Source organism: Pseudomonas sp. FDAARGOS_761 (assembly GCF_013343155.1).
Lineage (GTDB): Bacteria > Pseudomonadota > Gammaproteobacteria > Pseudomonadales > Pseudomonadaceae > Pseudomonas > Pseudomonas aeruginosa.
This window is the reverse complement of record NZ_CP054572.1, coordinates 4,910,698-4,932,306: the sequence shown is the minus strand read 5'-3', so window position 1 is coordinate 4,932,306 and position 21,609 is coordinate 4,910,698. Positions and strand designations below refer to the sequence as shown.

Annotated in this window: 18 protein-coding genes; 13 read left to right on the top strand and 5 right to left on the bottom strand. The window is 65.2% G+C overall.

The window, feature by feature from the left end; translation table 11 throughout:
* Window positions 1–80: 80 nt before the first annotated feature.
* The 3 genes from pdxA to lptD are packed head-to-tail and all read right to left on the bottom strand — an operon-like array spanning window position 81 to window position 5,120.
* The gene (gene pdxA / locus FOC67_RS22935) at window positions 81–1,067 is read right to left on the bottom strand and encodes a 4-hydroxythreonine-4-phosphate dehydrogenase PdxA (RefSeq protein ID WP_009315189.1); all 987 of its coding nucleotides are present in this window, start codon (window positions 1,065–1,067) and stop codon (window positions 81–83) included.
* Window positions 1,064–2,356, bottom strand: a complete 1,293-nt coding sequence (locus FOC67_RS22930; protein ID WP_003109024.1) for a peptidylprolyl isomerase — start codon at window positions 2,354–2,356, stop codon at window positions 1,064–1,066. The genes pdxA and FOC67_RS22930 overlap by 4 nt, the downstream gene beginning before the upstream one ends.
* On the bottom strand, window positions 2,337–5,120 hold the full coding sequence (gene lptD / locus FOC67_RS22925) for an LPS-assembly protein LptD (protein WP_009315190.1): 2,784 nt from the start codon (window positions 5,118–5,120) through the stop codon (window positions 2,337–2,339). The genes FOC67_RS22930 and lptD overlap by 20 nt, the downstream gene beginning before the upstream one ends.
* Window positions 5,121–5,246: 126 nt before the next feature.
* Between lptD and FOC67_RS22920 the strand changes: the two genes are divergently transcribed.
* Genes FOC67_RS22920 through FOC67_RS22910 form a run of 3 tightly spaced genes read left to right on the top strand, consistent with a single transcriptional unit; the run spans window position 5,247 to window position 7,694 of the window.
* Window positions 5,247–6,263 (top strand): aminoglycoside phosphotransferase family protein, encoded by a 1,017-nt coding sequence (locus FOC67_RS22920; RefSeq protein WP_003137370.1) that lies wholly within the window; start codon window positions 5,247–5,249, stop codon window positions 6,261–6,263.
* The gene (murU, locus tag FOC67_RS22915) at window positions 6,260–6,934 is read left to right on the top strand and encodes an N-acetylmuramate alpha-1-phosphate uridylyltransferase MurU (protein ID WP_003117959.1); all 675 of its coding nucleotides are present in this window, start codon (window positions 6,260–6,262) and stop codon (window positions 6,932–6,934) included. The genes FOC67_RS22920 and murU overlap by 4 nt, the downstream gene beginning before the upstream one ends.
* 1 nt (window position 6,935) lies before the next feature.
* Entirely contained in the window at window positions 6,936–7,694 is a 759-nt protein-coding gene (locus tag FOC67_RS22910; protein ID WP_003099547.1) for a DnaJ domain-containing protein, read from the top strand.
* Here the strand turns inward: FOC67_RS22910 and FOC67_RS22905 are convergent, their stop codons facing one another.
* Window positions 7,695–8,756 (bottom strand): alpha/beta hydrolase family protein, encoded by a 1,062-nt coding sequence (locus tag FOC67_RS22905; RefSeq protein ID WP_003137371.1) that lies wholly within the window; start codon window positions 8,754–8,756, stop codon window positions 7,695–7,697.
* A gap of 151 nt (window positions 8,757–8,907) precedes the next feature.
* Between FOC67_RS22905 and FOC67_RS22900 the strand changes: the two genes are divergently transcribed.
* From FOC67_RS22900 to trpE, 10 genes are all read left to right on the top strand, one after another.
* The gene (locus FOC67_RS22900) at window positions 8,908–11,301 is read left to right on the top strand and encodes a PAS domain S-box protein (RefSeq protein ID WP_009315191.1); all 2,394 of its coding nucleotides are present in this window, start codon (window positions 8,908–8,910) and stop codon (window positions 11,299–11,301) included.
* Between the two features lie 45 nt (window positions 11,302–11,346).
* Entirely contained in the window at window positions 11,347–11,979 is a 633-nt protein-coding gene (locus FOC67_RS22895) for a response regulator transcription factor (RefSeq protein ID WP_003085103.1), read from the top strand.
* 128 nt (window positions 11,980–12,107) lie between these two features.
* The gene (locus FOC67_RS22890) at window positions 12,108–13,142 is read left to right on the top strand and encodes a polyamine ABC transporter substrate-binding protein (RefSeq protein WP_003085106.1); all 1,035 of its coding nucleotides are present in this window, start codon (window positions 12,108–12,110) and stop codon (window positions 13,140–13,142) included.
* A gap of 233 nt (window positions 13,143–13,375) precedes the next feature.
* Window positions 13,376–14,485, top strand: coding sequence for an ABC transporter ATP-binding protein (locus tag FOC67_RS22885; RefSeq protein WP_003085109.1), 1,110 nt, complete (start codon window positions 13,376–13,378; stop codon window positions 14,483–14,485).
* A 55-nt stretch (window positions 14,486–14,540) separates the two neighbouring features.
* The gene (locus FOC67_RS22880; RefSeq protein WP_003109043.1) at window positions 14,541–15,587 is read left to right on the top strand and encodes an ABC transporter substrate-binding protein; all 1,047 of its coding nucleotides are present in this window, start codon (window positions 14,541–14,543) and stop codon (window positions 15,585–15,587) included.
* Window positions 15,588–15,701: 114 nt separating this feature from the next.
* Window positions 15,702–16,949 carry an ABC transporter permease gene (locus FOC67_RS22875; RefSeq protein ID WP_009315192.1) on the top strand — a complete coding sequence of 416 codons (1,248 nt, stop codon included), beginning with the start codon at window positions 15,702–15,704 and terminating at the stop codon, window positions 16,947–16,949.
* Between the two features lie 105 nt (window positions 16,950–17,054).
* On the top strand, window positions 17,055–17,885 hold the full coding sequence (locus tag FOC67_RS22870; RefSeq protein WP_003085119.1) for an ABC transporter permease: 831 nt from the start codon (window positions 17,055–17,057) through the stop codon (window positions 17,883–17,885).
* A gap of 123 nt (window positions 17,886–18,008) precedes the next feature.
* Window positions 18,009–18,683: a ribulose-phosphate 3-epimerase gene (gene rpe / locus FOC67_RS22865; protein WP_003085122.1), complete on the top strand. Its 675-nt coding sequence runs from the start codon at window positions 18,009–18,011 to the stop codon at window positions 18,681–18,683.
* Window positions 18,683–19,501: a phosphoglycolate phosphatase gene (locus tag FOC67_RS22860; protein ID WP_003099532.1), complete on the top strand. Its 819-nt coding sequence runs from the start codon at window positions 18,683–18,685 to the stop codon at window positions 19,499–19,501. The genes rpe and FOC67_RS22860 overlap by 1 nt, the downstream gene beginning before the upstream one ends.
* 72 nt (window positions 19,502–19,573) lie before the next feature.
* Window positions 19,574–21,052: an anthranilate synthase component I gene (gene trpE / locus FOC67_RS22855; RefSeq protein WP_003085126.1), complete on the top strand. Its 1,479-nt coding sequence runs from the start codon at window positions 19,574–19,576 to the stop codon at window positions 21,050–21,052.
* 186 nt (window positions 21,053–21,238) lie between these two features.
* Here the strand turns inward: trpE and prtN are convergent, their stop codons facing one another.
* Window positions 21,239–21,553 (bottom strand): pyocin genes transcriptional regulator PrtN, encoded by a 315-nt coding sequence (gene prtN / locus FOC67_RS22850; protein ID WP_003085128.1) that lies wholly within the window; start codon window positions 21,551–21,553, stop codon window positions 21,239–21,241.
* Window positions 21,554–21,609 lie beyond the last annotated feature (56 nt).

Genomic DNA, 21,609 nt, shown 5'->3' with positions numbered 1-21,609 from the left:
GCGGGAGGCGCGGATGCGAAAGGGCGCCATTTTAACAGCGAAGCGTCGGGCCGGCAGGGCTAAACGATGGCCGACCGCCGTCAGCAGCGGCTGGCCGCCATCTGGTAGGCGGTTTCCAGGGCGACCTGCAGGCTGCCGCTATCGATGCGGCCGCTTCCGGCCAGGTCGAGCGCGGTACCGTGGTCGACAGAGGTGCGGATGATCGGCAGGCCGAGGGTCACGTTCACGGCGGCACCGAAGCCCTTGTACTTGAGCACGGGGAGACCCTGGTCGTGGTACATCGCCAGCACCGCGTCGCAATGCTCCAGGTGCTTGGGAGTGAACAGGGTGTCGGCCGGCAGCGGGCCGATCAGGTCGAGGCCTTCGCCACGCAGGCGCTCGAGGCAGGGTTCGATCACCTCGATCTCTTCCCGGCCCAGGTGACCGCCTTCGCCGGCGTGCGGGTTGAGTCCGCAGACCAGGATGCGCGGATGGGCGATGCCGAACTTGTCGCGCAGGTCGGCGTGGAGGATGCGCGCGACCCGGGACAGGCGCTCGTCGCTAATGGCGTCGGCGACCTCGCGCAGCGGCAGGTGGGTGGTCGCCAGGGCCACGCGCAGGCCGCGGGTGGCCAGCATCATCACCACCTGGGCGGTGTGGGTGAGGTCGGCGAGGAATTCGGTATGGCCGGAAAAGGGGATGCCGGCTTCGTTGATCACGCCCTTGTGCACCGGTGCGGTGATCATCCCGGCGAAGTGCCCGTCGAGGCAGCCCTGGCCGGCGCGGGTCAGGGTTTCCAGGACGTAGGCGGCGTTGGCGCGGTCCAATTGCCCGGGCCGGACCGGGGCGGCCAGGGGCGTATCCCATACGTACAGTTGGCCGGCCTTGGCCGGTCGCTCTGGCCAGGCGGCCGGGGAAACGTCCTTAAGGTCGATCGCCAGGCCCAGTTGGCCGGCGCGCTCTTGCAGGAGCGTGCGGCTGGCGATGGCGATCAGGGGGTGGTGCTGGGCGGAGCGGGCGAGCAGCAGGCACAGATCGGGTCCGATACCTGCCGGCTCGCCGGGAGTGAGCGCGAAGCGCAGGCTCACTGCTTGATTTCCACGTAGGCCTCGTCGCGGATCTGCCGCAGCCAGGCTTGCAGTTCCTCGTCGTACTTGCGGTTGCGCAGTACGCTTACCGCCTGCTGCTCGCGGAACTTCTCGCTGCTGTCGGTGGCGCGACGGCCGAGGACCTGCAGGATGTGCCAGCCGAACTGCGAGCGGAACGGCTTGGACAGCTCGCCCTGCGGGGTATCGTTCATCACCTGGCGGAACTCGGGCACCAGGGCTTCCGGATCGATCCAGTTCAGGTCGCCGCCGTTGAGGGCGGAACCCGGATCTTCGGAGAAGCTCTTCGCCAGTTCGCCGAAGTCTTCCCCGGACTGGATGCGCTCGTACAGCTTCTGCGCCAGCTTCTCGGTCTCCGCTTCGCTGCGGATTTCGCTGGGCTTGAGCAGGATATGGCGGACATGCACCTCGTCACGGACCATCTTGCTGCCGCCGCGCTTCTCTTCCAGCTTGAGGATGATGAAGCCGCCGGGGGTGCGGACAGGCTCGGTGACGTCGCCGACGGCCAGGGAGCCGATCATGCTGTCGAACGGCTGCGGCAACTGGGCGGCCTTGCGCCAGCCGATCTCGCCGCCTTCCAGGGCGTTGTCGCCGGCCGAGCGGGAAATCGCCAGTTGGCCGAAGTCGGCGCCCTGCTTGAGCTGCTGGTAGAGCTCCTGAGCCTGCCTTGCGGCGGCCTGGATCACGTCCGAGGACGCGGCTTCCGGCACCGGGATCAGGATATTGGCCAGGCGGTACTCTTCGGAAAGCTGGATCTTGCCCATGTCCGAGGCAAGGAAGTTCTTCACCTCCTGCTCGCTGACCTGGATGCGCTCGGCGACCCGGCGCTGGCGCACACGGCTGATCACCATCTCGCGACGGACCTGCTCGCGGGCGTCGGCGTAGGACAGGCCGTCGCGGGTGAGGGCGGCCTGGAACTGCTCCAGGCTCATGCCGTTGCGCTGGGCGATGGTGCCCATCGCCTGGTTCAGCTCCTCGTCGGAGATGCGGATGCCGGAGCGGTCGCCGATCTGCTGCTGGATGTTCTCGATGATCAGGCGTTCCAGCACCTGCTGGGTCAGCACGTGCTCGGGCGGCAGCGGCGCGCCGCGCTTGAGCAGCGTCTGGTGCACTTCACGCAGGCGCTGGTCGAGCTGGCTCTGCATGATCACATCGTTGTCGACGATGGCGACGACCCGGTCCAGTGGTACCACTTCGGCATGCGCGAAGGAGCAAAGGAGTGCTGCGCCCAATGCAAGGGGGCGCAGCCGGTTACATAGCTTGATCTTCACGTTGACGATAACCTTGGATGCCTTTGTCGAGGAACATTTCCGTCTTGTTGCCCACGATGCCGCCGAGGCCCTTCAGGACGATCTGCAGGAAGATGCCGCGGTCGGCTTTTTCATTTTGGTTGAGGAAGGCATCGTCATCCACGTCCAGCCAGTAACGGTTGATCAGACGCAGCTTCCAGCAGCAGCTGTCGTATTCGAAGCCACCGAAGGCCTCGAGTGTGCGGTTCTTGTTGTAGTCGTACTGCCAGCGGGCGAGTACGGACCACTGCGGTACCAGCGGCCAGATGACCGAGAAGTCGTGCTGTTTGATGATGTCGTCTTCACGGCCGTACATGTACCGACCAGTTGCACCGTTGAAGCGGCGGGCGTCTTCACGGTACCGGTAACCGGCGTTGACCACTTTGTTCGGGTTGTCTTCCGGCTGGTAGTGGAACATTGCACTGCCCGACTCGGTACGGCTGGTGTTGGGGTTCCAGTTGAAGTCGGAGCTAACCCTCCAGTCGCGATTGAAGCGATATTGCCCCATCAGTGCATATGGCGAACGCCAGCTATCGGTATCCGGATCCTTCAGATCAGGATTGGTCACGCGCAGACGATCCAAATCTTTTTCGGTCAGGCCGGGCAGTTGTACACGACGATCACGGAAATAGTAAATCTGGCCAGCGCTCAAGCTGGCGCGCTCGAATCCGTTGGATTCGATGAAGCGGGTAGTCACGCCGAGCGATAATTGGTTGGCGTCTCCGATACGGTCACGGCCGGAGAACCGATTCTCTCGCCAGAGGGAGTCATAGCTGAACGACGGTTCGCTGGTGTCGAATACCGGAATATTGTCCTGGTCCTTGTACGGAACGTACAGATACATCGCTCTTGGTTCCAGGGTTTGCCGGAACTGCGTGCCGGCAAAGGTCGTATCACGATCAAAATACAGGCCACTATCAACCTTGACCAACGGAAGCGAGCGATCCTGACTGCTATCGAATGTTTCGTCATATGCAGTAAGGGTTTGCTTGCCCTGGCTGTCCAGATCCAGATCGTACTTCGTATAGAGGAACTTCAGGGTCGGGGTCAGATAGCCCCAACTCTGGGTCATCGGCAGACTCATGCCTGGCTCAAGATGGATACGGTCACCGGTGGAGCGCGCAAGCCCCTTCAGATATGCGTCGGGGCGTCGCCCCCAAACGCTACCGTCGTCGTTCAGGTAGACATTGTCATCCAAATCCCGGTCGAAACGTACGAACTCAGTGCTGTAGTTGAGCTTCACCCCGCCTGGCTCGTAGGGAATGAATCCATTGAAAGTGATTTGCGGCAAGCGTTCGTAGGGTGTCACGTCTGTAGTCGTTGCCAACTGGTACGCTTGAGCGTTCAGCTGGCCGGTGAAGGTATCACCGCGATAGGTCAGCGTGCCCCGCTGGTTGAGATAGGTCGTGCTACCCACGCCCAGGTCGGAATCCAGATCCTGGAAGTAATAGGGATCGCTGATCCGCGTGTAGTCGACCTCGGCCAGCCAGCGCGAATCGAGGCCGGTGGTGTTCTTGAGGCCGTACAGCCAGCGGTCCTTGCTGTAGTCCGGGAAGTTCTCGCGGTGGTCGTCCTTGTCGTTCAGGTAGGCGGCCGTCACCATCCCTTCGCTGCTGTGGGTCAGGTAGCGGAACTCGCCTTCCAGCATCATGCCGCGCTTGGCCATGTAGCGCGGGTACAACGTGGCGTCGTAGTTCGGCGCCAGGTTGAAGTAGTACGGGGTGACCAGGGTGAAGCCGGTGTCGCTGGTGCTGCTGAAGCTCGGCGGCAGGAAGCCGGACTGGCGGCGGTCGTCGATCGGGAAATAGATGTACGGGGTGTAGAACACCGGGAAATCTTTGACCCGCAGGGTCGCGTTGGTCGCGGTGCCGAAGCCGGTGGCCGGGTTCAGCTTGACGTTGTTGCCCTTCAGGGTCCAGGCGTTGCTGCTCGGTTCGCAGCGGGTGTAGGTGCCATCCTTGAGCATGATGATGGCGTTCTCGCTGCGCTTGGCGTAGAGCGCGCTGCCGCGGGCATGGGCCTTGTGGATCACGTACTCGGCGTTGTCGACCTGGGCCTCGCCGTTGTCCAGCTGGACCTGGGCGTGGTCGCCGACCACCAGCATGCCCTTGTCGCGCAGCTTGACGTTGCCGACCAGTTCGCCGCGGTTTTCCAACTGGTGCAGGTTGGCCTCGTCGCCTTCCACCTGCATGCTGCCCTGGCGCAGGACCACGTCACCGGCGAGGGTGGCGATCTGTTTTTCCTGCTCGTAGCGCGAAGCCTTGGCGGATACGTAGGTTGGGCTCTCGTCGCTGGGCGCGCCGTCATCCATGCCCGGACGGACCGGCTCGATGTAGGAGCCGCCGCAATAGGGGCCGATTTCCGCCAACTGGGCGGCGGTCAGTTTTTCCCGAGGAATCCAGTCGAGGTGCGAGTAGTCCGCACTGCGGGATTTCAGCGCGCGACCGCCGGACTCGGTGACCAGGCGCTGGGTCGGCTCTGCCTCGACGGTTTCGCCTCCGCTGCCGGATACGCTGCTGCCCGCCGCGGCGGTGCTGACCGAGGTCGCGGTATGCGCCGGGCGCGGTGGCAGGTTGGCATTGGCGTTCTGCAGCGGGGAGCAATCCCAGCCGCCGGTGGCCGATACCTTGCAGTCGAACTGATCGGCGGCCTGTACAGTCAATGCTGCGACCGGCTGCAGAGCCAGCAGGCTGCCGGTGACCAGCAGGGGAAACTTTCTTCGAAACACGAGGGATTTCACTGCCATCTTGTTAATCCGGGCTTCCTGCGCGCCATCGGCCCGGTGGGCCGCACGCCTCTCGATGGGCTGAAAAAGATGCTGGATAATAAAGCATGACCTGCGCAACGGCTAGGGCCGTGGAGAACCCCGTAAATGTCTGATGATGCCCGTTTCCAGCAGCTGAATCGCTGGTTGGACTCTTGTTTGCCCGAGTTGTTCGTTGCCGAAGGTTGGGGGGAAGTGCCCCCCGCCGAACTGATCCCGGCCAGTAGCGACGCCAGCTTCCGTCGTTATTTCCGCTGGCAGGGAGGGGACCGCAGCCTGGTGGTGATGGACGCGCCGCCGCCCCAGGAAGACTGCCGACCGTTCGTCAAGGTCGCCGGACTGCTCGCCGGAGCCGGCGTGCATGTGCCGAGGATTCTCGCCCAGGATCTGGAGAACGGTTTCCTGCTGCTCAGTGACCTGGGCCGGCAGACCTACCTCGACGTGCTTCATCCCGGAAATGCCGACGAGCTGTTCGAACCGGCCCTGGATGCGCTGATCGCCTTCCAGAAGGTCGATGTCGCCGGTGTCCTGCCTGCCTACGACGAAGCGGTGCTGCGCCGCGAGCTGCAGCTGTTCCCCGACTGGTACCTGGCCCGCCACCTCGGCGTGGAGCTGGAGGGCGAGACGCTGGCCCGCTGGCAGCGGATCTGCGACCTGCTGGTACGCAGCGCGCTGGAGCAACCGCGGGTGTTCGTCCATCGCGACTATATGCCGCGCAACCTGATGCTCAGCGAGCCCAACCCGGGCGTCCTCGACTTCCAGGACGCCCTGCACGGCCCGGTCACCTACGATGTCACCTGCCTGTACAAGGATGCCTTCGTCAGTTGGCCGGAGCCGCGCGTGCATGCCGCGCTGAGTCGTTACTGGAAGAAGGCGACCTGGGCCGGCATCCCGCTGCCGCCAAGCTTCGAGGACTTCCTCCGCGCCAGCGACCTGATGGGCGTGCAGCGCCACCTGAAGGTGATTGGCATCTTCGCCCGTATTTGTCACCGCGACGGCAAGCCGCGCTACCTGGGTGACGTGCCGCGCTTCTTCCGTTATCTGGAAACCGCCGTGGCGCGCCGTCCCGAGCTGGCCGAACTGGGCGAGCTGCTGGCCTCGCTGCCGCAGGGAGCCGAGGCATGAAGGCGATGATCCTCGCCGCCGGGCGTGGCGAGCGCATGCGGCCGACCACCCTGCACACGCCCAAGCCGCTGATCGAGGCCGCCGGCGTGCCATTGATCGAGCGTCAGTTACTGGCGCTGCGCCAGGCCGGAGTCGACGACTGGGTGATCAATCATGCCTGGCTTGGCGAGCAGATCGAGGCCTATCTCGGCGACGGTTCGCGCCTGGGCGGGCGGATCGCCTATTCCCCGGAGGGTGAACCGCTGGAAACCGGTGGCGGAATCTTCCGTGCCCTGCCGTTGCTCGGCGAGCAGCCGTTCCTGTTGCTCAACGGCGATGTCTGGAGCGACTTCGACTACTCTCGGCTGCATCTTGCCGACGGCGACCTGGCGCATCTGGTGCTGGTCGACAACCCGGCGCACCATCCCGCCGGCGATTTCCACCTGGATGCCGGCGGACGGGTGGGCGAGACCCGCGAAGCGGGCGGCAACCTGACCTACAGCGGGATCGCCGTACTGCATCCCGCGCTGTTCGAGGGCTGCCAGCCGGGCGCCTTCAAGCTGGCGCCGCTATTGCGCAAGGCCATCGCCGCGGGGCGGGTCAGCGGCGAACACTATCGTGGGCAGTGGGTCGACGTCGGTACCCACGAGCGCCTGGCGGAAGTCGAGCGATTGCTGGCGGAGCACGCCTGAGATGCTCTGGCCCGCTACGCTGATCGGAGCCGGAGCCGGCTGGGCCCTGGCCAGCATCCCCGGCGCCCTGCTCGGCGGCCTGCTGGGGCAACTGCTGGACCGCAGGTTGCGCCTGGAGTCCTGGCGCGGCCTGCTGGCGCGCTTGCGCGGGCGGGCGGTGAACGATGAGGACGACCTGCTGTTCCAGTTGCTCGGCTATCTGGCCAAGAGCGGCGGGCGGGTGGAGGAGATGCATATCCGCCAGGCGCGCGAGGAGATGGCGTTGCGCAAGCTCGATAGGCGAGCCCAGCGGCGTGCCATCGCGTCCTTCGGCAAGGGCAAGGCCGGCATCGCCCATCTGCAGGCGGAGGTCGCGCGTCTGAAGGGCGAACGTGCGGAGGCAGTATTGCTCGCCTGCTGGCGGATGGCCTGGGCTGGCGGCGTGCTCAGCCAGTCGGCGCGACAACTGGTGTTGCAATGGGGGCGCTGGCTGGGTTGGTCGGCGGAGCGAACGGAACGCTTGTCGGCGCGGGTCATGCCGAAGCGGACGCGCGCTGTCGCCCGGGATAGCTACCGTGAGGCCCTGCTGCTGCTCGGCGTGGAGGCCGGAAGCGAGCCGGCGCTGATCAAACGCGCCTATCGCAAGCTGATCAGCCAGCATCATCCGGACAAACTGGCGGGAGCCGGCGCCAGCGTCGAGCGCGTGCGTGCGGCTACCGAGAAAACCCGTGAATTGCAGGCGGCCTACGCCCTGGTCCGAGAGCGTGAGGGGTTCCGCTGATCACTCCGCAGGTTTCTGCGCATCGGCCTGCAGGTGAAGACTGAGCCAGCCGCGGATTCGTCGGTACAGTTGCTCCTGCTCCGCCTTGGGGTCGGCCGGTAGAGCCTGCATCGCGATTTGTACGTAGGCCGGGTGTTTCTGCCGCTTGCCGGCCTGCATGCGCAGCCTGGCCGCCTCGCGGTCGGCGCGGGCGTCGCGGTAATAGAAGTCGCCGGTCGCCAGTTTCAGCTTCGGCACCATATCTTCCAGCGCCGGGCGAAAATCGCGCGGTACCTCCGCGGCAACCAGCAGCAGGTTGTGGATTTCCGCAGGCTCCTTCTCCGCCAGGTAGCGTGCCGCCCAATAGGCGCCCGTGCCATGACCGAGCAGGACGACGCTTTTCGGTTCGTGCTGCAGGGCCAGGTCGATGCTCGCCTGCAGGCGCGCCATGACCCGTTCGGCGTGCGCCTTGCGCTGCTCGACCGGATCGATGGCTGGGGGAGGGGCCTGGTCCTCGCTCTGCGCCGGTTCGCCGCTGCCGGCTTCGGCGGTGCTTTCCGGCGCCGGCGCGTTGCCGCTTTCGCCTTTCACGTCAGGCTTGCTTGCGCTGTCCGCGGCGCTGGCGTCCTTGTCGGCGCTGGCGCTGGCGGCGGATTCCGCAGGGCGGGTAACCGGCGCGGTGCTCTGCGGGTCGGGCAGGGCCAGGCTCAGGGTCTGCCAGCCGGCATCCGGCAGTTTGCGCCTTAGCGGGCCGATGGCTTGCGGCCAGTCCGGACTTTCGCCATCACCGGGAACCAGGATCACTACACCTTCGGCCTCGGCGGTGTTGGCCGGCAACCAGAGGGTGAGGAAGCTTTCGTCGCCGGCCTTGAGGATCTGCTGGCCGTCCTCCGGCAACTGGCGCTCCAGCCCCTTGGCCTCGTCCTGGCTGCGCTCGCTGACCGCCGGGCGTTCCACGGGGGCCGGCGGCTGGTCCTTGGCGGCCTCCTCTTCGGCTTGAACGAAAGCCGGCGGCAGGAAAGCGGCGGCCAATAGCAGCGGCAGCAGGGCGGAGGGCTTCGGCAGTAGAGAGAAGGCCGGCATTGGAAATTCCCGATAGACAATCCAGAAGGCAGCCTAAACCCAGAGCACTTCTTTGTCAGGCCGAGCCTTCGCATGGTTCGCCGGTCGCGCTCGCGGTAAGGTATGCCCGCTTTTCCTTCCGTTGCGGTGTATTCCGTGGAGTGTCGCCGGCATGTTGCGTCGTTGCTGTCTGCTCTTCTTCTGTCTGCTGTTGAGCCTGCCCGTGCGAGCGGAGGAGTCGGTCGCCTTGCCGCTGACGGCAGAACTACGGACCTGGCTGGCGGAGCATCGGGAATTGCGCGTCGGGGTGGTCACCGAAGCGCCCTATGCCCAGTACGACCGCCGCCTGCAACAGTATTCCGGGGCCAACGTGGAGCTGATGGGCTGGCTGGCCACGGCAATGCAGGTGACCTTGCGGTGGCAGGGCTATCCCGACCAGGCGGCGCTCGACGATGCCCTGCGCGCTGGGCGCGTGGATATCGCTCCCGGCCTCAGCCAGACCCCAGCCGGGCTGCGCTTGTGGCTGTTCTCCGATCCCTACCTGCGGGTTTCCCGGCTGGTGGTGGGGAAGCGCGATGGCAGCGGCAGCGTCGAATTGGAGCAACTGGAGCGCGATACCCGGGTTGCCGTGCGTGCCGGCAGTTCGGTAGCCGACTACCTCAGCAGCACCTATAGCAGCCTGCAATGGGTGTCGGCCGATTCCGAACGCGAGGTGCTGCGCGCCGTGCTCGCCGGACAGGCACGCTACGCAGTGATCGACGAAGCGCAACTCAGTCGCCTGACCCGCGAACCGGAGTTCGCCGAGCTAGCGGTGGTTGGCGATATCGGCTACCCGCAGCTGCTACGGGTGGCGACCCGTCGCGACTGGCCGGAACTGGCGATGGTGGTCGACCAGGCGTTGCGCTCGCTGCCGCGCAAGTCCCTGGACCAGTTGCACGAGCGCTGGTTGCAACCCAAGTATCCGCGCCTCGGCGAGTCGCCGGGGTTCTGGCAGAACCTGTCGATCCTCCTCGGCCTGCTGCTGGCCGGCGCGCTGGCGGCGGTGTTCCTCCAGCGGCGCCAGCAGCATGCGCTGGAAGCCCGGCTGTACGGCGCCCGCCGCGACCTGGAGCTGCGCCAGGCGGCCGAGGAGGCGCTGCGTCTGACCCAGTTCTCCATCGACAACAGCACCCTGGGCATCCTCTGGGTCAACTGGGACAGCCGCGTACGCTACGCCAACCGCGCCGCCGAACAGATGCTCGGCCATGCCGACGGCCAACTCGTGGACCGTCCGCTGGCCGACTTCGAGCCCGGCCTGGACATGGACCGCTGGTTGAATCTTTGGCGTCGTGCGCGCAATAGCGAGGAGGGCCCGCTCAGCTTCGAGACCCGCTGCCTGCGCGCCGACGGCAGTTGGCTGCCGGCCGACGTCTCGCTTAGCTTCCTGCGCTTCGGTACGTCCGAGTATCTGGTGGTGTTCCTCAGCGACGTCACCGAGCGCCGCCGTGCCCGCGAGGCATTGCAGGAAAGCGAGGCGCGGATGAAGGGCATCGCCTCCAACGTGCCGGGCATGGTCTTCCGCCTGGAGCGGCCGCGGGCCGGCGCGTTTTCCGACTTCGCCTATATCAGCGAGGGCAGCGAGGCGCTGGTCGGCTACAGCGCTCGCGAACTGATCGAAAGCGGCCGCGGCATTCGTGGCCTGGTCCATCCCGACGACCGCGAGCGCTACTGGTCGAGCCAGATGACTGCCCTCGACGAGAATCGCGACTGGCATTGGCAGGGCCGCATCCTCACTCGCCAGGGCGAATTGCGCTGGGCCGACATCAAGGCTTCGGCGCGCTGTTTCGAGGATGGTCGCGCGGTCTGGGACGGGGTGGTCTGGGACATCACCGCGAACAAGCAGATCGAACTCGAACTCGGCGAGTCGCGCGCCCAGCTCCGCGAGCTGTCGGCGCACCTGGAGTCGGTGCGGGAGGAGGAGAAGGCGCGTATCGCCCGCGAGGTCCATGATGAGCTGGGCCAGGTGCTGACGGTGCTGAAGCTGGAAACCTCGATGTGCGAGCTGGCCTATGCCGATGCCCAGGAGGGCCTGCGCGAACGCCTGGGCAACATGAAAAAGCTGATCGCCCAGTTGTTCCAGCTGGTGCGCGACGTGGCTACCGCACTGCGCCCGCCGATCCTCGACGCCGGAATCGGCTCGGCGGTGGAGTGGCAGGCGCGGCGCTTCGAGGCGCGCACGCAGATTCCCTGCCTGGTGGAGGTGCCGGAGAACTCGCCGCAGTTGGTCGACGCCAAGGCTATCGGCCTGTTCCGCATCCTCCAGGAGGCGTTGACCAATGTCATGCGGCATGCCGAGGCGCATACTGTGCAACTGCGTCTGCTGCGCGAGGGCGACGAGCTGTGCCTGAGCGTCAGCGACGACGGTCGCGGGTTCGATGTTGCCACGGTGGGGCGTGGCAGTTCCTTCGGCCTGGTCGGCATGCGTGAGCGGGTGCTGATGATGGGCGGTACGCTGGACATCGACAGTGCCCCCGGCGAGGGCACCACGCTCAGCGTGAGGATTCCGCTGGGCGTCGCGAGCCCGTGACAAGAACAACCGCCGGCAAGGCGGAACAGCGTGAGGCAGCAAAGAGTGGTGATCCGAGTCCTGGTCGCTGAAGACCACACGATCGTCAGGGAAGGCATCAAGCAACTGATTGGCATGGCCAAGGACCTGCAGGTGGTCGGCGAGGCCACCAATGGCGAGCAGTTGCTGGAAACCCTGCGCGGAACGCCTTGCGAGGTGGTCCTGCTGGATATCTCCATGCCCGGCGTCAATGGCCTCGAGGCGATTCCGCGGATTCGCGCGCTGAACGAGCCGCCGGCGATCCTGGTGCTGTCGATGCACGACGAGGCGCAGATGGCCGCCCGCGCCCTGAAGATAGGTGCTGCCGGCTATGCCACCAAGGACAGCGATCCGGCATTGCTGCTCACCGCGATCCGCAGGGTCGCCGGCGGCGGACGCTACATCGACCCGGACCTTGCCGATCGGATGGTCTTCGAGGTTGGCCTGACCGATTCGCGTCCGCCCCATGCGCTGCTCTCCGAGCGCGAGTTCTCGGTGTTCGAGCGGCTGGTGCAGGGCGCCAACGTCAACGAGATCGCCCAGCAACTGGCGGTCAGCAACAAGACCATCAGTACCCACAAGGCACGCCTGATGCAGAAGCTCAACGCGCATTCGGTAGCCGACCTGGTGCGCTACGCGATGGAGCACCGCCTGCTCTGACAGGGGCGTTCGCCCAGGTTTTGCTCGCGGCTTGTGCGCCAGGTCCGGTTTTCGCGATCTGCTGTCTACCTGGCTTCCGCGCGGCAGGGAATGATGCTTGCCGGCCAACACGATAAGGAGAAGAAACGATGTTGCCAGCCATGAGGACGGGCCTGTTGTGCGCCCTTCTCGGAGTTACCGCGCCCGCCTGGGCGGAATACGTGACCGTGATTTCCTTCGGCGGCGCCAACAAGGAAGCCCAGGAAACCGCGTTCTACAAACCCTTCAAGAGCGCCACCGGCAATCGCGTGGTGCATGGCTCCTACAATGGCGACCTGGCCAAGCTCAAGCGCATGGTGGAGATCAGCCACGTCTCCTGGGACGTGGTGGAAGTCGAGGCGCCGGAGCTGGCGCGCGGTTGCGAGGAAGGTCTGTTCGAGAAGCTGGACATGGCGAAGGTCGGCGATCCCGCGGATTTCGTTCCCGGCGCGGTGCAGCCCTGCGGAGTCGGCATCTTCGTCTGGACCACGCTGCTTGCCTACAACCCCGGCAAGGTTGCGGGCAGCCCGCAGGGCTGGGCGGATTTCTGGGACGTGAAGAAGTTTCCCGGCAAGCGCGGCCTGCGCTGGGGCGCCAAGTACAGCCTGGAGTTCGCCCTGATGGCCGATGGCGTGGCGCCGAAGGACGTCTACCAGACGCTGGCGACGCCCGCCGGCGTCGAGCGGGCGTTCCGCAAGCTCGACGAGCTGAAGCCCTATATCCATTGGTGGAAGTCCGGGCAGGACCCTGTGCGCGACCTGGCCGATGGCACGGTGGTGATGAGTTCGGCCTACAACGGGCGGATCGCCGCGGCGCAGGCCGAGAAGCAGCGCCTGGCAATGGTCTGGAGCGGCGGCGTCTACGATTTCGACTTCTGGGCGCTGCCGGTCGGGGTTTGGAAGAAGCAGTTGGCCGAGGAGTTCATCCGTTTCGCCAGCCAGCCGGAGCAGCAGAAGGCTTTCGCCGAGAACATCGCCTACGGCCCGGCCAACCGCAAGGCGGTAGGCCTGCTCGATCCGCAAGTGGCTGCCAACCTGCCGACCGCACCGCAGAACATGCAGAACGCGGTGGGTATGAACGTGGCCTTCTGGGCGGAGCACGGCGAGGCCCTGGAGCAGCGTTTCCAGAACTGGGCCAAGCGCTGAGGACGCCGTTGCGCGCCAGCCGAAGAGCGCTGGCGCGCAAACCTTTGCCCTTCTCGAAAGCCCCTTCCCAGAGCGGTCTGGCCCATTCCGGGGTGCATCTTTTTTGTAGGGCGATTCCTACAAAGAGCTTTCCTTTCCCCTGATAGAAAACTCTCTTGCCGGCCGATTTGCGTCCTGCGCCGGGTTCTCTAGGCTGTTCGCACAGCATCCATAAAACGAACAAAGGTGCGGTTATGGCCGAGACTCAAGGCGGCGATGTACTGGTCAGCTTCCGTGGCGTGCAGAAGAGCTACGACGGCGAGACCCTCATCGTGAAGGATCTCAACCTGGACATTCGCAAGGGCGAATTCCTCACCCTGCTCGGCCCCTCCGGGTCCGGCAAGACCACCAGCCTGATGATGCTGGCCGGTTTCGAAACTCCCACCGCCGGCGAAATCCTCCTGGCCGGTCGCTCGATCAACAATGTCCCTCCGCACAAGCGCGACATCGGCATGGTGTTCCAGAACTATGCGCTGTTCCCGCACATGACCGTGGCCGAGAACCTGGCCTTTCCCCTCAGCGTCCGCGGCATGAGCAAGACCGACGTGAAGGAAAGGGTCAAGCGCGCGTTGTCGATGGTCCAGCTCGACGCCTTCGCCGGGCGTTATCCGGCGCAACTTTCCGGTGGCCAGCAGCAGCGCGTGGCGCTGGCCCGCGCGCTGGTCTTCGAGCCGCAACTGGTGCTGATGGACGAGCCCCTGGGAGCGCTGGACAAGCAACTTCGCGAGCACATGCAGATGGAAATCAAGCATCTGCACCAGCGCCTCGGTGTCACCGTGGTCTACGTCACCCACGACCAGGGCGAGGCGCTGACCATGTCCGACCGGGTGGCGGTGTTCCACCAGGGCGAAATCCAGCAGATCGAGCCGCCGCGCAATCTCTACGAGCAGCCGCGCAACACCTTCGTGGCCAACTTCATCGGTGAGAACAACCGTCTATCCGGGCAGCTTCTCAGTTGCGACGGCGAGCGCTGCGTGGTCGGACTGCCGCGCGGCGAGAAGGTCGAGGCGCTGGCGGTCAACGTCGGCCAGCCGGGCGAGCCGGTGACCTTGTCGATCCGCCCCGAGCGGGTGCGCCTGAACGGTGCCAGCGAGTCTTGCGTCAACCGTTTCTCCGGCCGCGTGGCCGAGTTCGTCTACCTGGGCGACCACGTGCGTGTGCGCCTGGAGGTCTGCGGCCGCGACGACTTCTTCGTCAAGCAGCCGATCGCCGAGCTGGACCCGACGCTGAGCGTCGGTGATGTGGTTCCGCTGGGCTGGCAGGTCGAGCATGTGAGGGCGCTCGACCCTCTGCCGGCGGCGTGAGCGCCGGCAGTCCCGAACCGTACCGAAGCAACCCTGCACTGTGGAGAGAACAATAATGTCGAAATCCCTGAAAGCGGCCAGCCTGAAGTTCGCCACCCTGGCGGCCGGCCTGGCCTGCGCGGCCCAGGCCATGGCGGTGGACCTGACCGTGGTGTCCTTCGGCGGGGCCAACAAGAGCGCCCAGATCAAGGCGTTCTACGAGCCCTACCAGAAAGCCACCGGCAACAGGATCGTCGCCGGCGAATACAACGGCGAGATGGCCAAGGTCAAGGCCATGGTCGATACCAACAGCGTGTCCTGGGACCTGGTGGAAGTGGAGTCGCCGGAGCTGTCGCGCGGCTGCGACGAAGGCCTGTTCGAGGAGCTCGACCCGGCGCAGTTCGGCAAGACCGAGGACTTCGTGCCCGGCGCCATCCAACCGTGCGGCGTGGGTTTCTTCGTCTGGTCCACGGTGCTCGCCTACAACGCCGACAAGCTGAAAAGCGCGCCGACCAGTTGGGCGGACTTCTGGGACATCAAGAAATTCCCCGGCAAGCGCGGCCTGCGCAAGGGCGCCAAGTACACCCTCGAATTCGCCCTGATGGCCGATGGCGTGGCGCCGAAGGACGTCTACGGCGTGCTCGCCACCAAGGAAGGCCAGGATCGTGCCTTCAAGAAGCTCGACGAGATCAAGTCGAGCATCCAGTGGTGGGAGGCGGGCGCCCAGCCGCCGCAGTACCTGGCTTCCGGCGACGTGGTGATGAGTTCTGCCTACAACGGCCGGATCGCCGCGGTGCAGAAGGAAAGCAACCTGAAGGTGGTATGGAACGGCGGCATCTACGATTTCGACGCCTGGGCCATCCCGAAGGGGGCGAAGAAACAGGAAGAGACCCTGAAGTTCATCGCCTTCTCGGTGCAGCCCCAGCAGCAGAAGACTTACTCGGAAAACATCGCCTACGGTCCGGCCAACAAGCAGGCGGTGCCGCTGCTGGACAAGGCCCTGCTGAAGGACATGCCGACCACTCCGGAAAACATCCAGAACCAGGTGGCAATGGACGTGACCTTCTGGGCCGACTACGGCGAACAACTGGAACAGCGCTTCAACGCCTGGGCGGCCAGGTAATCCTCGCCTGACCCTCCAGAGAGGGCCGGAGGGGCCGCCGCGCGGCGGCTCCTCCTACCGTTCCACACTTTCCAGGGTCGCTCCCGACGGCCCGCTTTTTTTCCGGAGTTCGCTATGGCCACAGCTGTGCCCATGTCCCAGGCCGCCGGCAGCACCCTCAAGCAACGCCTGGCGCGCGCCGAGCGGATGAACCGCCTGAAGTCCCAGGCGCTGATCCTGCCCCTGCTGGCCTTCCTGGTCCTGACCTTCCTGGTGCCGATCGCCGCGCTGCTCTACAAGAGCGTGTCCAACCCGGAAGTGGTTCGCTCGTTGCCGCTGACGGTAGAGGCCATCTCCGCCTGGGACGGCAAGTCGCTGCCGGCCGATGCCGTCTACAAGGCGCTCAGCCAGGATCTCGCCGAGGCTCGTCGCAACCAGACCATCGGCGATCTCTCCAAGCGCCTGAACATGGAGCTGGCCGGTTATCGCAGCCTGATGGCGAAGACCGCGCGCAAGCTGCCGTTCAAGGAGGAGCCCGTTTCCTACAAGGACGCCATGGAGCAGCTCGACGAGCGCTGGGGCGACCCCGCCTACTGGCAGGTGATCCGCCGCAACGCCAGCAGCTATACGCCCTATTACCTGCTCGCAGCCCTCGACCACCGGATCGACGATCTCGGCGAAGTGGCGCGCGCCACCCCGGACCAGGCCATCTACCTGGACATCTTCGCCCGCACCTTCTGGATGGGCGCGGTGATCACCGTCATCTGCCTGCTGCTGGCCTACCCGCTGGCCTACCTGCTGGCCAACCTGCCGACGCGCAAGAGCAACCTGCTGATGATCCTGGTCCTGCTGCCGTTCTGGACCTCGATCCTGGTGCGTGTCGCCGCCTGGATCGTCCTGCTGCAATCGGGTGGCCTGATCAACGGCGCGCTGCTCAAGCTCGGCCTGATCGACCAGCCGCTGCAACTGGTGTTCAACCGCACCGGCGTATACATCGCGATGGTGCACATCATGCTGCCGTTCATGATCCTGCCGATCTACAGCGTGATGAAGGGCATCTCGCCGAGCTACATGCGCGCCGCGATTTCCCTCGGCTGCCACCCGTTCGCCAGCTTCTGGCGGGTGTATTTCCCACAGACCGTCGCGGGCGTCGGCGCCGGTTGCCTGCTGGTGTTCATCCTGTCCATCGGCTACTACATCACCCCGGCGCTGCTGGGCAGCCCGAACGACCAGATGGTCAGCTACTTCGTCGCCTTCTATACCAACAGCACCATCAACTGGGGCATGGCCACCGCCCTCGGCGGCCTGCTCCTGCTCGCTACCCTGGTGCTCTACGTCGTCTACAGCTGGCTGGTGGGCGCCAGCCGCCTGCGCCTGGGATAGAGCGCCTTCCGAGAAGGCCAACCGATTCCCCTCTCCCTTCGGAAAAAAGGTTGCCCGGAGGGCGGGGAGAGGGGGATCCGCACGAAACACATTGGAGAGCGAGTCATGCTGAGTCCCTACATGTCCCCGGTCGAGCGCCTGTGGTTCTACTCCCTGCGCATCCTCTGCGGCCTGGTACTGCTGTTCCTGGTACTGCCGGTGCTGGTCATCGTGCCGCTGTCGTTCAACTCCGGTACCTTCCTGGTCTACCCGCTGCAAGGGTTCTCCCTGCGCTGGTACGCCGACTTCTTCCAGTCCGCCGAGTGGATGCGCTCGTTGACCAACAGCATGATCGTCGCTCCGGCGGCGACCCTGCTGGCGATGGTCTTCGGCACTCTGGCGGCGATCGGCCTGACCCGCGGCGAGTTCCGCGGCAAGGCACTGGTGATGAGCCTGATGATTTCGCCGATGGTGGTGCCGGTGGTGATCATCGGCGTGGCCAGCTACCTGTTCTTCGCTCCGCTCGGGCTCGGCAACAGCTACCTGTCGCTGATTGTGGTGCATGCGGTGCTCGGCGTGCCGTTCGTGATCATCACCGTCTCCGCGACCCTGCAGGGGTTCAACTACAACCTGGTGCGCGCCGCCGCCAGCCTCGGCGCGCCGCCGCTGACCACCTTCTTCCGGGTGACCCTGCCGCTGATCGCTCCCGGGGTGATCTCCGGCGCGCTGTTCGCCTTCGCCACCTCGTTCGACGAAGTGGTAGTGACCCTCTTCCTCGCCGGCCCCGAGCAGGCCACCCTGCCGCGGCAGATGTTCAGCGGCATTCGCGAGAACCTGAGCCCCACCATTGCCGCCGCGGCGACCTTGCTGATCGGTTTCTCCGTACTGCTGTTGCTGACCCTGGAATGGCTGCGCGGGCGCAGCGAGAAGATGCGTACCGCACAACCCGGCGCCTGAGGCGCAGGGCGCGCCCTGCTTGGTCCGGGCGTCGGCTGCTGCGGCGAAAAGTCGTCATTTTCACCGCCAAAAACCGATAACGGCTACAATGCGCGCCTTCCGTGATCCCCTTTGAGGTGCGCCATGCAACCCTTCGCCATCGCTCCGTCGATCCTTTCCGCCGATTTCGCCCGCCTGGGCGAGGACGTGGACAAGGTGCTCGCCGCCGGTGCCGACATCGTTCACTTCGACGTGATGGACAACCACTACGTGCCGAACCTGACCATCGGCCCGATGGTCTGCTCGGCGCTGCGCAAGTACGGCGTGAGCGCGCCGATCGACGTGCACCTGATGGTGTCCCCGGTGGATCGCATCATCGGCGACTTCATTGAAGCTGGCGCCACCTACATCACCTTCCATCCGGAAGCTTCCCAGCACATCGACCGTTCCCTGCAACTGATCCGCGACGGCGGGTGCAAGGCAGGCCTGGTGTTCAACCCGGCCACTCCGCTGGAGGTGCTGAAGTACGTGATGGACAAGGTCGACATGGTCCTGCTGATGAGCGTCAACCCCGGCTTCGGCGGGCAGAAATTCATCCCCGGTACCCTCGACAAGTTGCGCGAGGCACGCGCCCTGATCGATGCCTCCGGACGCGAGATCCGCCTGGAGATCGATGGCGGCGTCAACGTCAAGAACATCCGTGAGATCGCCGCGGCGGGCGCCGATACCTTCGTCGCCGGCTCGGCCATCTTCAACGCCCCGGACTACGCCGAGGTCATCCGCGCCATGCATGCCGAACTGGCCCAGGCGCACCAGTAATGAGCGCTGCGGAGCCGTTCTTCGCCACGCGCCTGCCGCGTCTGGTGATGTTCGACCTGGATGGCACGCTGGTCGATTCCGTTCCCGACCTCACCGCCGCGGTCGACAGCATGCTCGCCAGCCTCGGGCGGCCGCCGGCGGGCATCGAGAAGGTCCGCCAGTGGATCGGTAACGGCGCACGCGTCCTGGTGCGTCGCGCCCTGGCCGGAAGCATCGAGCACGACGGCATCGGTGAGGAGGAAACCGAAGCCGCGCTGGCGTTGTTCATGGAGGCCTATGCCGACAGTCATGCGCTCACCGAGGTCTACCCCGGCGTCGTCGACACCCTCAAGTGGCTCAAGCGCAACGGCGTGGAAATGGCGCTGATCACCAACAAGCCGGAGCGCTTCGTCGCTCCGCTGCTGGATGAGATGAAGCTGGGTCGCTATTTTCGCTGGATCATCGGCGGCGACACCCTGCCGCAGCAGAAGCCCGACCCGGCGGCGCTGCTGTTCGTGATGAAGATGGCTGGCATCGAGCCCGAAGATGCGTTGTTCGTCGGTGACTCGCGCAACGACGTGCTCGCCGCCAAAGCTGCCGGCGTGCGCTGCGCGGCGCTGACCTATGGCTACAACCACGGCCGGCCGATCGCCGAGGAAGCGCCCACCCTGGTCATCGACAACCTGCGCGACCTGCTGCCTTGCGCCGACCAGGCCGCTGAGATAGTGTTGCCGGACGACTCCCTTTCCCCCTCCGACCAGCGAGATCAAGCCGTGGCGGTCAGCAAACTCTGGATGAAGGTCATCAAGGCCCTGGCGCGTTGGCGCTGGCGCGCCTGACATCATCCTCCGCCGGATAGCCGGCGCGCGTTTGCACCCTGTTGACCGTTCTCTCCTCCGATGAGGCTGATCATGAATCGCGAAGAATTCCTGCGGCTGGCCGCCGATGGCTACAACCGCATCCCGCTGTCCTTCGAGACCCTTGCCGACTTCGACACGCCGCTGTCGATCTACCTGAAGCTGGCCGACGCGCCGAACTCCTACCTGCTGGAGTCGGTGCAGGGCGGCGAGAAATGGGGGCGCTATTCGATCATCGGCCTGCCGTGCCGCACGGTGCTGCGGGTCTACGACCATCAAGTGCGGATCAGCATCGATGGTATGGAAACCGAGCGCTTCGATTGCGCCGACCCGCTGGCTTTCGTTGAGGAGTTCAAGGCGCGCTACCAGGTGCCCACCGTGCCCGGCTTGCCACGTTTCGATGGAGGCCTGGTCGGCTACTTCGGTTACGACTGCGTGCGCTACGTGGAAAAACGCCTGGCCACCTGTCCGAACCCGGACCCGCTGGGCAACCCGGATATCCTGTTGATGGTGTCCGATGCCGTAGTGGTATTCGACAACCTGGCCGGGAAGATCCACGCCATCGTCCTCGCCGATCCCTCCGAGGAAAATGCCTACGAGCGCGGCCAGGCACGTCTGGAGGAGCTGCTGGAGCGTCTGCGCCAGCCTATCACCCCGCGTCGCGGCCTCGACCTCGAGGCGGCCCAGGGCCGGGAGCCGGCGTTTCGTGCCAGCTTCACCCGCGAGGACTATGAAAACGCGGTAGGAAGGATCAAGGACTACATCCTGGCCGGCGACTGCATGCAGGTGGTGCCGTCGCAGCGCATGTCCATCGAGTTCAAGGCGGCGCCCATCGACCTGTACCGCGCGCTGCGCTGTTTCAATCCGACGCCCTACATGTACTTCTTCAACTTCGGCGACTTCCATGTCGTGGGCAGCTCGCCGGAGGTGCTGGTACGGGTCGAGGATGGCCTGGTGACGGTGCGCCCGATCGCCGGTACCCGTCCGCGCGGGATCAACGAAGAGGCCGACCTGGCGCTGGAGCAGGATCTGCTGTCGGACGCCAAGGAGATCGCCGAGCACCTGATGCTGATCGACCTGGGGCGCAACGACGTGGGGCGGGTGTCCGATATCGGCGCGGTGAAGGTCACCGAAAAAATGGTGATCGAACGTTACTCCAACGTCATGCACATCGTGTCCAACGTCACCGGGCAATTGCGCGAGGGGCTCAGCGCGATGGACGCGCTGCGGGCGATCCTGCCGGCGGGTACGCTGTCCGGCGCGCCAAAGATCCGCGCCATGGAGATCATCGACGAGCTGGAGCCGGTCAAGCGTGGAGTCTACGGCGGCGCGGTCGGCTACCTGGCATGGAACGGCAACATGGACACCGCCATTGCCATCCGCACCGCGGTGATCAAGAACGGTGAACTCCACGTGCAGGCCGGCGGCGGTATCGTTGCCGACTCGGTGCCGGCGCTGGAGTGGGAAGAAACCATCAACAAGCGCCGGGCGATGTTCCGCGCCGTGGCGCTGGCCGAGCAGAGCGTCGAGTAAGACGGCGCGAGGCGGAAGAAAAAAAGGCGGATGGCGTTTGCGTCATCCGCCTTTTTTGTGCCCGGCTGGACCCTCGCATTGGCTTCGCCCTACGCGGAACCGCTTTCGTAGGGCGAATATCGCGACGCGATATCCGCCAGGCGGAGCATGGTGTCGCTCCCTACGATGCTGGCAACGGCGGGCCGCTCAGGATGCGATGCTGTCCGCGCCTGGCTGTGCTCGACGGGCGCTTCCGGCTTGGTTCGCGCGCTGGTCGACGTAGGCGGCGAGGTGATCGAGGGCCACGAACTGCATGGCCTTGTGGCTATCGTCGAGGGTCGTCACTGGCAGGGCGATCCGCCCGCATGCCAGGGCCTTGCTGAAGTTTTCCTTGTTCAGGTTGCGAAACCAGCGTTCGCGGACCTGCTCCAGCGGCACCAGGACGTCGCCGAAGATGCGGTAGACCAATTCCACGGTTTCCTGGCGTGGAATTGGAGTGGTAGGGGCGATGGTTGGCTGCACGGTATTCCCTCCTGCGGCTACGCGTCGTTGAAGGAAATATAGCTCAGGTTGTTTTT

Coding starts and splice junctions, on each gene's coding strand:
- lptD (WP_009315190.1), bottom strand. CDS start 5,120: ATGGCAGTGAAATCCCTCGTGTTTCGAAGAAAGTTTCCCCTGCTGGTC.
- FOC67_RS22920 (WP_003137370.1), top strand. CDS start 5,247: ATGTCTGATGATGCCCGTTTCCAGCAGCTGAATCGCTGGTTGGACTCT.
- murU (WP_003117959.1), top strand. CDS start 6,260: ATGAAGGCGATGATCCTCGCCGCCGGGCGTGGCGAGCGCATGCGGCCG.
- FOC67_RS22910 (WP_003099547.1), top strand. CDS start 6,936: ATGCTCTGGCCCGCTACGCTGATCGGAGCCGGAGCCGGCTGGGCCCTG.
- FOC67_RS22905 (WP_003137371.1), bottom strand. CDS start 8,756: ATGCCGGCCTTCTCTCTACTGCCGAAGCCCTCCGCCCTGCTGCCGCTG.
- FOC67_RS22900 (WP_009315191.1), top strand. CDS start 8,908: ATGTTGCGTCGTTGCTGTCTGCTCTTCTTCTGTCTGCTGTTGAGCCTG.
- FOC67_RS22890 (WP_003085106.1), top strand. CDS start 12,108: ATGTTGCCAGCCATGAGGACGGGCCTGTTGTGCGCCCTTCTCGGAGTT.
- FOC67_RS22885 (WP_003085109.1), top strand. CDS start 13,376: ATGGCCGAGACTCAAGGCGGCGATGTACTGGTCAGCTTCCGTGGCGTG.
- FOC67_RS22880 (WP_003109043.1), top strand. CDS start 14,541: ATGTCGAAATCCCTGAAAGCGGCCAGCCTGAAGTTCGCCACCCTGGCG.
- FOC67_RS22875 (WP_009315192.1), top strand. CDS start 15,702: ATGGCCACAGCTGTGCCCATGTCCCAGGCCGCCGGCAGCACCCTCAAG.
- FOC67_RS22870 (WP_003085119.1), top strand. CDS start 17,055: ATGCTGAGTCCCTACATGTCCCCGGTCGAGCGCCTGTGGTTCTACTCC.
- rpe (WP_003085122.1), top strand. CDS start 18,009: ATGCAACCCTTCGCCATCGCTCCGTCGATCCTTTCCGCCGATTTCGCC.
- FOC67_RS22860 (WP_003099532.1), top strand. CDS start 18,683: ATGAGCGCTGCGGAGCCGTTCTTCGCCACGCGCCTGCCGCGTCTGGTG.
- trpE (WP_003085126.1), top strand. CDS start 19,574: ATGAATCGCGAAGAATTCCTGCGGCTGGCCGCCGATGGCTACAACCGC.